Annotated in this window: 9 protein-coding genes; 8 read left to right on the top strand and 1 reads right to left on the bottom strand. The window is 65.4% G+C overall.

The genetic code is table 11. The annotated features are described in order from the left end of the window. Positions 1-237 precede the first annotated feature (237 nt). From U0025_RS02720 to U0025_RS02740, 5 genes are all read left to right on the top strand, one after another. Complete coding sequence (locus U0025_RS02720; protein ID WP_010337000.1) at positions 238-1,086, top strand: TorF family putative porin; 849 nt, start codon at positions 238-240, stop codon at positions 1,084-1,086. Positions 1,087-1,280: 194 nt separating this feature from the next. Further along, positions 1,281-1,991: a response regulator gene (locus U0025_RS02725; RefSeq protein ID WP_004211079.1), complete on the top strand. Its 711-nt coding sequence runs from the start codon at positions 1,281-1,283 to the stop codon at positions 1,989-1,991. Beyond that, complete coding sequence (locus tag U0025_RS02730; RefSeq protein ID WP_004211081.1) at positions 1,988-3,322, top strand: ATP-binding protein; 1,335 nt, start codon at positions 1,988-1,990, stop codon at positions 3,320-3,322. Before U0025_RS02725 ends, U0025_RS02730 begins: the two co-directional genes overlap by 4 nt. 115 nt (positions 3,323-3,437) lie before the next feature. Beyond that, positions 3,438-4,439, top strand: a complete 1,002-nt coding sequence (epsC, locus tag U0025_RS02735; RefSeq protein WP_004211082.1) for a serine O-acetyltransferase EpsC — start codon at positions 3,438-3,440, stop codon at positions 4,437-4,439. 216 nt (positions 4,440-4,655) lie between these two features. Beyond that, entirely contained in the window at positions 4,656-6,110 is a 1,455-nt protein-coding gene (locus tag U0025_RS02740) for a hypothetical protein (protein WP_004211083.1), read from the top strand. 97 nt (positions 6,111-6,207) lie between these two features. On the opposite strand, the gene U0025_RS02745 is transcribed toward U0025_RS02740, so the two are convergent. Beyond that, on the bottom strand, positions 6,208-7,887 hold the full coding sequence (locus U0025_RS02745; protein ID WP_004211084.1) for an alkaline phosphatase family protein: 1,680 nt from the start codon (positions 7,885-7,887) through the stop codon (positions 6,208-6,210). Between the two features lie 76 nt (positions 7,888-7,963). Between U0025_RS02745 and U0025_RS02750 the strand changes: the two genes are divergently transcribed. The 3 genes from U0025_RS02750 to U0025_RS02760 all read left to right on the top strand — a co-directional run bounded on the left by U0025_RS02750 (position 7,964) and on the right by U0025_RS02760 (position 11,896). After that, positions 7,964-10,006: a protein-disulfide reductase DsbD family protein gene (locus U0025_RS02750; protein ID WP_004211085.1), complete on the top strand. Its 2,043-nt coding sequence runs from the start codon at positions 7,964-7,966 to the stop codon at positions 10,004-10,006. Beyond that, positions 10,006-10,743, top strand: a complete 738-nt coding sequence (locus tag U0025_RS02755) for a TlyA family RNA methyltransferase (protein ID WP_004211086.1) — start codon at positions 10,006-10,008, stop codon at positions 10,741-10,743. The genes U0025_RS02750 and U0025_RS02755 overlap by 1 nt, the downstream gene beginning before the upstream one ends. Positions 10,744-10,831: 88 nt before the next feature. Beyond that, positions 10,832-11,896, top strand: coding sequence for an efflux RND transporter periplasmic adaptor subunit (locus tag U0025_RS02760; protein WP_004211087.1), 1,065 nt, complete (start codon positions 10,832-10,834; stop codon positions 11,894-11,896). Positions 11,897-11,900 lie beyond the last annotated feature (4 nt).

Genomic DNA, 11,900 nt, shown 5'->3' on the forward strand with positions numbered 1-11,900 from the left:
TTTTTCATGTTCAGACGCAATTTGGACATCAAATAGAAACAATATGAACGGTCTTTGGAAAAGAACCGTGATCGCTATATCACAGCGCCCCTCTTCCCTTGTGCAGATGCGAAGATAGAGGTTTGCGCCGAGGTCTGGCGAGAATAGTCGAGTAGTCATCCGCCGGTACGGAAGACGATATTCCAACAGATCTTCGGGCCGCGGATGCAGGACGGAACATTCTTTCGTAAAAGGGGAATGTTCATGAAGTATCAAATCGCTTGTGCCGCTCTGGCTCTGATGTCGAGTGCGCCGGCCTTCGCCCAGGAAGAACCCGCAGGCCCGGTCACCGTGACCGGCAGCGTCGGCCTGGTTTCCGATTATCGCTTCCGTGGTGTTTCGCAGTCCGATCGCGGCATGGCGATCCAGGGCGGCCTGACCGCAACCCATGAAAGCGGTGTCTATGTCGGCACCTGGGGTTCCAACCTGTCGGGCTGGGGCACCTTTGGCGGCGCCAACATGGAACTGGACCTGTTCGCAGGCTATGCCATTCCTCTGGGTGACAGCGGCGCGACGCTGGACCTCGGCCTGACCTGGTACATGTACCCGTCGGGCGCCGACAAGACCGACTTCGCCGAACCCTATGTGAAGCTGTCGAGCCAGGTCGGCCCGGTCAAGGGTCTGCTCGGCGTGGCCTATGCCCCCAAGCAGGAAGCGCTGGGCAAGTGGTGCAGCGACGCCGATTGCACCATCTACAAGCCGGGTGACAAGGAAGATAATTTCTACATCTGGGGCGATGTCAGCGGTGCGATCCCGAACACCCCGGTCAGCCTGAAGGCGCATCTGGGCTGGTCGAACGGCAATAGCGGCCTGGGCCCGAACGGCACGTCGGTCGCGCCGACCGGCAAATATCTCGACTGGCTGGTCGGTGCCGACCTGGCCGTGCCGGGCACGCCGCTGACGCTGAGCATCGCCTATGTCGACACCGACATCGCCCGCGTCGAGGAAAATTATCTGCGTCCCAACTTCCAGGTCGCGGACGGCGACAATTTCGGCAAGTCGATCGCACGCAGCACGGTCGTCTTCTCGATCTCGGCCGCTTTCTGATCTTTACGGATCGGGCCCGTTCGCGCGGGCCCGATCTGCTGTATTTCCGGGCCTTATCTTGTGCCGAGCTGTCGCCGGCGTGACAAATTGTTGCTGTGGCCCCCGTCAACTGTTTCGGCAGCAAGCTGCGGTTGACCCTCCACCGGTCGCTGCTTATCTCCCAACATCATGAACAGCCTGATGTTGCTCCGCGCATGACCGCCCCCTCGATCATCCTTGTCGAAGACGATCCGCCGCTCCGCACGCTGACGGCGCGCGCGTTGCAGGAACATGGCTATCAGGTCCGTCCGGCCTCGTCCGGTCCGGAAATGTGGGTGGCCTTCGATGCCGGCCCGGTCGACCTGGTCGTGCTGGACGTCATGCTGCCCGGCACCAACGGCATCGACCTGTGCCGCCAGATCCGTCGCAAGAGCGACGTTCCCATCATCTTCATCAGCGCCAAGGGCAGCGAGACCGACCGTATCGTCGGGCTGGAACTGGGCGCCGACGATTATCTGCCAAAGCCGTTCGGCACGCGCGAACTGATCGCCCGTATCCGCGCCATCCTGCGCCGCGTCGGCGTGGAGCGTGGCCCTGACGAGCAGCGCGAGAATGAAGCGCGCTTCGACGGCTGGATCGTCAACTTCCCGCGCCGTGAACTGCGGTCGCCGACCGGCGCGATTGTCGACCTGACCGGCGCCGAGTTCGACCTGCTGGGCAGCTTCCTCAGCCATCCGCAGCGGGTGATCGCGCGCGAGCGGCTGATCGAATTGTCGCGAACCCGCATGGGTGATAGCAGCGACCGCAGCATCGACGTGCTGGTCAGCCGCCTGCGCCGCAAGCTGTCGACCGAGGACCGGCCCGCGCCGATCACCACGGTGCGCGGCGTCGGCTACATGTTCAACGCGGAAGTCGCGCGCGCTTGAGACGACAGCGGTTCAGCCGGTCGCTCGGGCTGGTCGGCCGCATCTTTGGCATATTGCTGCTGACCGTTCTGCTGGAATTCGTGGTCGGCACGCTCATCTATGAGCGCGCCAGCCATTTGTCGCTGCAGGATGACGAGGCGCGCCGCCTGGCCGAGCATCTGGTGATCGCGCGCAAGCTGGTCGCCAAGGCGCCGGTCAGCCAGCGCGGCGGGGTCAGCGCGCAGCTGACCACCGACCGCTATGATATCCACTGGACGCTGGCTGCGCCGCCGCCGCCGCCGCTGTCGCCCGAACTGGCGCGGATGCGGCAGCAGATCGTAGACTGGGAACCCAGCCTGCATGAATCGCGGCTGTGGCTGCGGCTGAATTCGCCCGGACGCTCCTCGCAGATCAATGGCGGGCTGCAGCTGGCGGACGGCAGCTGGCTCTATTTCGGCATGCACCATAGCGGCGGCAAATGGGCCTTCACCTTCGGCCGCTTCGGCCTGGCGCTGATCCCGGTGCTGGCGCTGCTGATTGCGGGCGGCGTGCTGATCCGGCGGACCCTGGCGCCGCTGCGCGACCTCACTCATGCCACCAAGCGGATCGGTCTGGCGCAGCAGGTGGCGGTGGCGGAAGCGGGTACCAATGATGTGCGCAACCTGATCCGCGCCTTCAATGCGATGCAGACCCGCATCCATCGCCTGATCAACGAGCGGACCGAGACGCTGGCGGCGGTCGGTCATGACATGCGCACGCCGCTCGCCCGGCTGCAATTGCGGCTGGAAGCGGTGGACGACCCCGAAATTCGCGAGGCGATGGGCGAGGATCTGGCCGAGATGGGCGAGATGATCGAGTCCGTGCTGGCCTTTCTGGGCGGCGAGAAGAATCCCGAACCGGCGGTGCGGATCGACGTGGCGGTCACGATCGCGACGGTGGTCGACGCCTTCCAGGATCATGGCGACGATGTGATCTATGACGGGCCGGGTCATCTGGAGATGGAGGTTCGCCCGCTGTCGCTGCGCCGCGCGGTGCGCAACCTGATCGAGAATGCGCTCCATTATGGGGTACGTGCGCGGGTCAGCGTGGCGCGGCACGACAATGAGGTGTTGATCCGCGTCGATGATGATGGCCCCGGCATTCCGCGCGACCGGCTGGAGGAGGTGCTGAAGCCCTTCCACCGGCTCGATACGGCGCGTCAGCGCAACACGCGCGGCATGGGGCTGGGCCTGGCCATCGTCGCCAAGACGGTGGAGCAGGAGGGCGGTCGCCTGACGCTGGCCAACCGACCCGAGGGCGGGCTGCGCGTCGAAATCTGCCTCTATCTGAACAGGCCGGAAGCCAAGGTCTGATCGGCCTCCCGGCGCGTTCGGCAAAGAGAATCTCGCTACCCCCAAGCAAAACTCGTTTATCCTGTCGCGCAGACGCGGGTTATTCCGGTTGCCCATCGGATAAGAGGCGCAGGGAATGGCGGACGGCGATATGCAGGGTGAAGGCGTGGGCTATTGGGATCTGGACCGGCTGGTCACGGACCTGGCCGCAGCGCGCAGTCGCTGGCGGCAGGAACAGCAGCATCATGCCGAATATGGCGCCGAAGGATTCCCCTCGCGCGCCAATCTGGTGAAGATCACCGGCGCGCTGTGCGGCGCATTGTTCCCGCTGCGGCTGGGGCCGAGCTTCGTGCGACTGCATAATGAGGACGCCTATGTCGCCGAGACGCTGCAGACCGTGCTCAGCCGCCTCTATGGCCAGATCCGGCTCGAACTCATCTATGCGATGAAGGATGACCCGATTGCCGCAGTCGACGCGGCGGCGGCGCGGATCATCGGCGAGTTCGCGCACAGCCTGCCGGCGCTGCGCACATTGCTCGACAGCGATGTCGAGGCGGCCTTCCTGGGCGATCCGGCCGCGCGCAGCGTGGACGAGGTGCTGATCTGCTACCCATCGATGCTGGCGATCATTCATCACCGACTGGCGCACCGCCTCTATGAACTGGGCGCGCCGCTGGTGGCGCGGATCATATCCGAGATCGCCCATTCCCATACCGGCATCGACATCCATCCCGGCGCGCGCATCGGCCACGGCTTCTTCATCGACCATGGCACCGGCGTGGTCATCGGCGAGACGGCGATCGTCGGCGATCGGGTGCGGCTCTATCAGGGCGTGACGCTGGGCGCGCGCAGCTTCCCCTCGGACGAGAAGGGCGCGCTCGAAAAGGCGCAGCCGCGCCATCCGATCATCGAGGATGATGTCGTCATCTATGCCGGCGCGACGGTGCTGGGCCGGATCATCATCGGCAGCCGATCGGTCATCGGCGGCAATGTCTGGCTGACCGAAAGCGTGCCGGCCGACAGCAATGTGCGCCAGGCCAAGGCCCGGCACGAAGTGACCAGCCGGGTGGAAGTGTCAGCCCCGCACCGCGTCCATGCGCTGCTGGAAAGCACGGACGGGATCGGCGAGAATATCTGACAAGTGGGCCGATCATGTCCGATTTGGCCAATTCCGATGCTATCCTGTCCTGTATCGGAAGAGAATGATCCGTAGTGGATCGGTGTAATTGAGCCGATTTTCGGAGTCCCCTATGACCTGAGTTATGGGGATTGGCTGATATCGAGCCACATCAGACAATCGAGATAAGATAATCGGTCGGTCGCCATTGAGTCCTTTCTTTTCGGGAGGCTGGGCATGCGGTTATCTTGGGCCAGTAGTGGAAATATATTCGCGCGCCTGTTGTTGGGCGACGTCAACACCCCGTCGGTCGCGCCGAGCGAGAAACTGAACGAGGTGGTGGAGGCCTATGGCCAATGCATCGCCGTTCTGATCGCCTCGACCCGGACCTATTTGGATCATAAGCGCGAACGGGTGTCGGCGCGGCAGGCAGCGCAGTTGCGCGATCTGGCGGCATTGCGCGCGCAGTTGCAGGCTATGTCTTCGGATAATGGCGCCGAGCAGACGACGCGGCCGGACCTGGCCGAAAAGATCGGGCCCATGGAGGCGGCGGTCACTAACCTCGCGACGCAGGAAATCGAGATTACCAGCGCGCTCAAGAAAATTGCCAAGCTCGATCGCAAGTTCCGGTTTCATCTGGGCCAGGCGGTGGTTAAAGCAGACACGGCTTCCGGAACGGTTGAGGACGGTGCGTCGGACGCCGAGGACGGGGCGGCATGGGAAGAGGAAGCGGCGGGGCAGCGCAGCCGATTCGAATGTTTTGTCGAATTGGACGCCCAACTGATTGCCATCATTCCGGACGATTTCCTGGTAGCGCGCCGCTGGGTCTTGCTCGATCGGATGCGGCGGGTCGCGCCCCAGAAGGCGATGATCGAATATGAGGCGTCACGCCCCCCGTCGCTGCAGCAGGAAAGCTATGGCGACGCCGCGGCGATCCGGGCCGATCTGTTGAGCCTGTCGGCCTATATGCAGCAGCTCTACATCCTCAACGCCCGGCGTGAGCAGACGCTTGCCTCGATCAAATGGTGGCTGCTGTCGCGGGTGCTGGGCGTGGTCGTGGCGATTGCGCTGATCTTCTGGCTGGCAACGACGCCAACGCCGGGCTGGTTCCCCGGCGCACCATGGCACCTGCCCTGGATGCCGGCGGCGCTGACCCTGGTCTTCCTGACCGGGATGGTCGGGGCGGTGGTCAGCATCAGTCGGAAATTTCATGATATTGGGGGGCAGAATATCCTGCTGGCTGACCCTTTCAATGAACTGGTGTCGCTCAACTTCAGTCGGGAAAGCGTAGCCGGGTCGATCGCGACCGGGGGCGTTTTCGCGCTGGTCCTCTATTTGATGGTCGTATCCGGCTCGACGGACGCACTGGGCCTAGATGTGCGCTTCTTTCCCAGCCTGACCGAGCGGCGGATGATCATCGACCCGCCGGAAGGACGCAAATCACCGCCAGCCGATCCGAAAAAAACATCCTCCCAGGCTGGTGTGCGGCAGGCCGAATATGTCGTGCGCGCCAATGACGATGTACCGTCTGGCATCGCCAAATTGTCGAATGGGCTCGGCTTTTTCTACACCGGCGACATATTGCGGATGATGTTGCTGGCGTTCCTGGCGGGCTTTGCCGAGCGACTGGTGCCGGACTCGATCGACCGGCTGGTGCGCAAGGAGAAGGCGGTGAAGGATGCGGCCGTCTGAGCTGGCCGATACATGCCGCAAATGACGACGCCTCCCGCCATCAAGAGGGGGAGGCGTCGAAATTGGATCGGGCGAGACGACCTCGCCGGCTGCTGGCTTACTGCCCGGCGCAACTGTCGTCCTTGCCGGCGACCAGGTCGAGGCAGCGGCCGTCAATCTGGTCCTTGGGCACGGGCAGCTTGATCAGCGCGGCGAGGCTGGGGAGGATGTCCACCGTCTCGACGCCCAGCGGCTGCTCGAAATGCTGCATGCCCTTGCGCCAGAACAGGATCGGCACGCGGCGATCGGTATCCCAGGGCGAGCCATGGGTGGCGACCGAGCCCATCACCGCCTGTTCGGGGATCGACATCACGCGCGGCTTGAGCAGCAGCAGCAGATCGCCCGAGCGGCTGGGGTAGAAGCTGGCGCGCGCTTCCTGGATCAGGCTCCAGCTTTCGGGCGGACCCGAGGGCGAGGGGGTGGCGGCGATTTCCGCCTTGGTGAAGACGGTCTGCACCTGCGGATGGGCGCGCAGATATTTGAGCGCTTCGGTTTCGACCCTGGCGCGCTGTGCGGCAGTCAGCCCCTTGTCATAATAGATGTCGCCCGACGGGCCGTCGCTCCAGATCACCTTCTTGCCGGGCAGGCCGGCCTTCTCGGCGATGGTGGCGTTGAGCGCCTTGGGCGTCAGCGCCATGTCGACCCGCTGTTCCATCGGCATCGCGTTCATGCGGTGGCGTTCGGGCAGGTCATGACCGCCATGGTCGGCGGTCAGCACCACGACATAGTCGATGCCGTCCTTGTCGAGCTTGTCGAAGAAGGCGCCCAGTTCGGTGTCGAGACGATCGACCTGGATGCAGCTTTCGGTGCCTTCGGTGCCGAAGGTGTGGCCGACATAGTCGGTCGCCGACAGGCCGATCGAGATGATGTCGGTCTGTGCCTGCTTGCCCAGCTGCATGCTCTCGATCGCGGCGGCGGCGAAGGCGAGGGTCATCGCATCCTGTTCGGGCGAAATGCGGAACCCCTTATAGTCGCCCGCGTCACGCGCGAAGCGGCCAGTGCCCACGGTGCGGTTGCCGGCCTGGACCGGGAAATCCTTCGACACGCACTGGGTGGGTAGTTCGAAGCCGGGGTTGGGCTGGGCGAGGCGCTGGGCGAAGGCCTGGTTGACCTTGGTGACGAGCGGGGTGGGGGCGACACCCTTGTAGCTGACATAGCCCTGCGGCCCGCCGAGCCACCAGACCTGATCGGCGGTCGCGCCGCCCATCATGATCGCGGCGCGATCCTTGCCAGCGACCGACACGACGCGGGTGGCGGGATTGGCCGCCTTCATCCGGCCGCCCAGCGTCGGCACCTTGAGGTGCAGGGGCGAGGCTTCATATTTGTCGCTGCTGCTGCCCGGCTGACTCTCATCCTCGGCGCAATAGAGATTCTTGTCCTCGCGCTTGGCGTCGAGGTCGAACCAGTTATTGGCGATGATGCCGGTGCGCGACGGGCGACTGCCGGTCAGGATGGTCGAATGGCCGGGGCAGGTCTCGGTCGCGGCATGGCTCTGATAGCCGCGCGGGAAGACCGCGCCTTCGCTGGTCAGCCGCTTGAGGCCGCCGGTATAATATTGGCGATATTCGCTGAACAGGTCGGCCGAAAACTGGTCGACCGAGATGGCGACGATCAGCTTGGGCGGCGTCGCGGCAATGCTGCTGGCGGCTGGCGCAGGAGCGGCTGCAGGCGCGGGGCTCTGCGCCACGACGGGCATAGCGGTGGCAAGCAACAGGGCAGCGGCGACGTGTTTCAACATTATGGGTACCTTCTCATGCCTTGACGGCGGATAGGGAGCGACCTAGCCCCCTTGCATCCACCCGACCAGAGGCCCGATGCGGATTTTTCAAGTCATATTCGTGACGCTCGCCATGCTGGCGGGGCTGTCGATCGCATCGCCGGCCGTGCAGGCCCAGGCGGCCTTTGGCGGCGGCCCGGCGCATATTGCCGCGCAGCTGATGGCCGAAAGTGCGGCGCCTGCGCCCGGCAAGGGTACGACCATTGCCTTTGCCATGAAGCCGGAAAAGGGCTGGCACGGCTATTGGGAAAATCCGGGCGATGCGGGCCTGGGCATGACCGTGACCTGGACCCTGCCCAAGGGCGTGACGATCGGCGCGCTGCGCTATCCGGTGCCCGAGACGCTGCTGATTTCGGGCCTGATGAACCATGTCTATGAAGGCCCCTATGCAGTGCTCGCCAATTTGGGCGTGGCGCCGGATGTGGCGGCCGGCACCCGCCTGCCGATCCGGGTGAAGGCCGAATGGCTGGCCTGCACCGACAAGATCTGCGTGCCCGAAAGTGGCGAACTGGCGCTGGAACTGGTTGCGGGCGATGGCAAGGTGGTGCCGGCGATGCAGGCGCGCTTCGATGGCTGGCGCAGCCATCTGCCCCGGCCGCTGGGCAGCGAGGCAACCTATCAGATCGTCGATGGCAAGCTGCGCCTGTCGGTGCCGTTCCCGGCCGATGCGCAGGCGCGCGACGTCCACCTCTTCCCGTTGAGCGACGGGCTGGCCCGCTTCGCCGCCGCGCAGAAGGTCAGCCGCGAGGGCGACCGGCTGCTGGTCGAGACCGAGGTGGGCGAGGGCTTCAAGGGCGGTGCTGCGCAGGCGGTGCTGCGTACTGGCGACCATGTCGGCTTCCTGTTGAGCGCCAAGCCCGGCGAGGTCGCGGCGATCGCGCCCAAGGGGCTGGCGGGCACGATCCTGCTGGCGCTGGGCGGGGCGATCCTGGGCGGGCTGCTGCTCAATGTCATGCCCTGCGTCTTCCCGATCCTGGGATTGAAGGCACTGAGCCTGGCCAAGGCGGGCGGCGATGAACGGGCGGCGCGGCGTGAGGCGCTGGCTTACACCCTTGGCGTGATCGCCGCCTGTCTGGCTTTGGGTAGCCTGTTGCTGGGGCTGCGCACCGCAGGCAGCGCGGTCGGCTGGGCCTTCCAGTTGCAGGATCCGCGCATCATCCTGGCGCTGCTGCTGCTGGTCAGCGCGATAGCCTTCAACCTGGCTGGCCTGTTCGATCTGCCGGCCTTTGGCGGCGGTGGCCAACTGGCAGGGAAGGGCGGTATGGTCGGTGCCTTCTGGACCGGCGCGCTGGTCGCCTTTGTCGCAACGCCCTGCACCGGTCCGTTCATGGGCGCGGCTATGGGCACGGCGCTGGTGCTGCCCCTGGGCGCGGCGCTGGCGATTTTTGCCGGCCTTGGCCTTGGCCTGGCGCTGCCCTTCCTGCTGCTGGCCTATCTGCCCGCGCTGCGCAATCGCCTGCCGCGTCCCGGCGCATGGATGGGCCGGTTGCAGCGCATCCTGGCGATCCCGATGTTCCTCACCGCGCTGGGCCTTGCATGGCTGCTGGGTCAGCAGCGCGGCGTCGGTGGCATGACCATCGGCCTTGGTGCGGCGCTGGTGTTGGTGCTGCTGCTCTGGTGGCTGGGTATGCGCCAGCGGGCCGGGCGCGGCGGCTGGTTGCAGGTCGGCGTCGGCGCAGCGATCCTGCTGGTTGGTGCCGCGATGCTGTTGCCAGCCCGCGCGCCGGCGGTTGCGGCAGCGGGAGAGGGGGCGGTCGTCGCCTTCGACGCGGAAAAACTCGACGGGCTGCGCGCCGCGAACAAGCCGGTCTTCCTCTATTTCACCGCCGACTGGTGCCTGACTTGCAAGGCCAATGAGGCCGCCGCGATCGAGCGGGCGGAGGTGCGTGCGGCATTCGAGAAGGCGGGCGTCACTGTCATGATGGGCGACTGGACCAATGCCGATCCGGCGATTACCCGCTTCCTCGAAGCGCAGGGCCGTTCGGGCGTGCCGCTCTACCTTTGGTACGCACCGGGCAAGGAGGCCCAGACATTGCCGCAGCTACTGACCCCGTCGACCCTCACCGGACTGGTGCGCTGATGGCCAAGATTCGCGCTGACCAGTTGCTCGTCGACAATGGCCTCGCCGAAAGCCGGGCGCGGGCGCAGGCGCTGATCCTCGCCGGCCTCGTCTATCTGGGCGACAAGAAGGTGGAGAAGGCGGGGCAGCAGGTGCCGGACGACGCCGAACTGGACGTGCGCGGCCGCGACCATCCCTGGGTCTCGCGCGGCGGCATTAAGCTGGCCCATGCGATCGACGAATATGGCATCGACGTCACCGGTTTCGTCGCGATCGACGTCGGCAGTTCGACCGGCGGCTTCACCGACGTGCTGCTGACCAAGGGCGCGGCAAAGGTCTACGCCGTCGACAGCGGCACCAACCAGCTCGCCTGGAAGCTGCGCTCCGACGATCGAGTCATCGTCCATGAACAGACCAGCGCCCGCATCCTGACCGATGCCCATATCCCTGAGCCGGTCGACATCATCGTGTGCGACGCCAGCTTCATCAGCCTGGCCAAGGTGCTGGAAAAGCCGATCGGCTTCGCCCGGCCCGGCGCGCAGCTGGTCGCTCTCATCAAGCCGCAGTTCGAGGCAGGGCGCGAGGAAGTGGGCAAGGGCGGGGTGGTGCGCGATCCCGCCATTCACCAGCGCGTCTGCGACGAAGTGGCTGTCTGGGTCAGCGAGAAGGGCTGGGAAGTGCTTGGAATCACGACCAGTCCGATCACCGGACCGCAAGGCAATGTCGAATTTCTGATTCACGCGCGGCTTGGCGGATAATCGCGCCAGCTTCGTTACCCGCCCTGCGATACATTTTGACACATTCCATGCGGTTGTGTCCGTCACAAAGGCCCGTTAGCCCCTCGTCATGCGCTCGACCCTGCCTGTCATTCTCGTTGCCCTTTGTCTTGCCGGTTGCGGCGGAGAGAAGGAAAAGAAAGCTCGCCCGCCGGCTCTGGTGGAGGCGGTGGCGATTGCGCCCACCCGCTTCACCGACAATGTCGAGGCGGTCGGCACCGCGCTCGCCAATGAGCAGGTGGTGCTGTCCGCGCCGGTGACCGAGCGGATCGACGTGCTGAACTTCACCGATGGCGGTTTCGTGTCCAAGGGGCAGGTGATCGCCCGCATGGCCGTGGGCCAGGAAAAGGCCGAGCTGGCTGCGGCCGAGGCAACCGCGCTACAGGCCGACCAGCAGTTGAAGCGCATCCAGGCGCTCAAATCGCGCGGCTTTGCCACCGGTGCCACGGTCGAGCAGCAGATCGCGCTCGCCAGCAGCGCCCGCGCCAATGCCGACCTCGCCCGCGCGGGCATCGGCGACCGCACCATCCGCGCGCCGTTCAGCGGCTGGGTCTCCCTGCGCACGGTCTCGCCCGGCGCGGTCATCACCGCCGGCACCGCGATCGCCACGGTGAGCGACATTTCGCGGATCAAGCTGGACTTCACCGTGCCCGAGACGCGGCTGTCGATGATCCGCGAGGGCATGCCGATCAAGGCGGTGTCCGCGGCCTGGCCCGACCGGCCGTTCAATGGCACGATCGCAACGATCGACCCGGTGATTGATCCCGCTACCCGCGCCGTGCGGGTCCGGGCGATCATGCCCAATCCCGACAAGGCGCTGAAGCCCGGCATGCTGCTGACGGTCAGCGTCTTCTCGCGCGAGCGCCAGTCTCTGGGCGTGCCCGAACTGGCCGTGATCGGCGATGGCGACGAACGCTTCGTCTTCGTGCTTGACGGTCGCACTGCCAAGCGGACCAAGGTCGAAACCGGCATCCGCCAAAATGGCCTGGTCGAGATTTTGGGCGGCGTGAAGGCCGGCCAGAAGATCGTGACCGAGGGCGTGGTGAAGCTGACCGACGGGGCACCGGTGCGCCTGGCCGGCGACAAGAAGGGTGATGACGACAAGGGCGGCAAGGCCGCCAAGGCCGCCGGCTAAGCCG

The sequence above is a fragment of the Sphingobium yanoikuyae genome, assembly GCF_034424525.1.
Classification (GTDB): domain Bacteria; phylum Pseudomonadota; class Alphaproteobacteria; order Sphingomonadales; family Sphingomonadaceae; genus Sphingobium; species Sphingobium yanoikuyae.

Excerpts from the sequence above, each read along its gene's own strand:
- U0025_RS02720 (WP_010337000.1), top strand. The coding sequence starts at position 238 with ATGTTCATGAAGTATCAAATCGCTTGTGCCGCTCTGGCTCTGATGTCG.
- U0025_RS02725 (WP_004211079.1), top strand. The coding sequence starts at position 1,281 with ATGACCGCCCCCTCGATCATCCTTGTCGAAGACGATCCGCCGCTCCGC.
- epsC (WP_004211082.1), top strand. The coding sequence starts at position 3,438 with ATGGCGGACGGCGATATGCAGGGTGAAGGCGTGGGCTATTGGGATCTG.
- U0025_RS02740 (WP_004211083.1), top strand. The coding sequence starts at position 4,656 with ATGCGGTTATCTTGGGCCAGTAGTGGAAATATATTCGCGCGCCTGTTG.
- U0025_RS02745 (WP_004211084.1), bottom strand. The coding sequence starts at position 7,887 with ATGTTGAAACACGTCGCCGCTGCCCTGTTGCTTGCCACCGCTATGCCC.
- U0025_RS02750 (WP_004211085.1), top strand. The coding sequence starts at position 7,964 with ATGCGGATTTTTCAAGTCATATTCGTGACGCTCGCCATGCTGGCGGGG.
- U0025_RS02755 (WP_004211086.1), top strand. The coding sequence starts at position 10,006 with ATGGCCAAGATTCGCGCTGACCAGTTGCTCGTCGACAATGGCCTCGCC.
- U0025_RS02760 (WP_004211087.1), top strand. The coding sequence starts at position 10,832 with ATGCGCTCGACCCTGCCTGTCATTCTCGTTGCCCTTTGTCTTGCCGGT.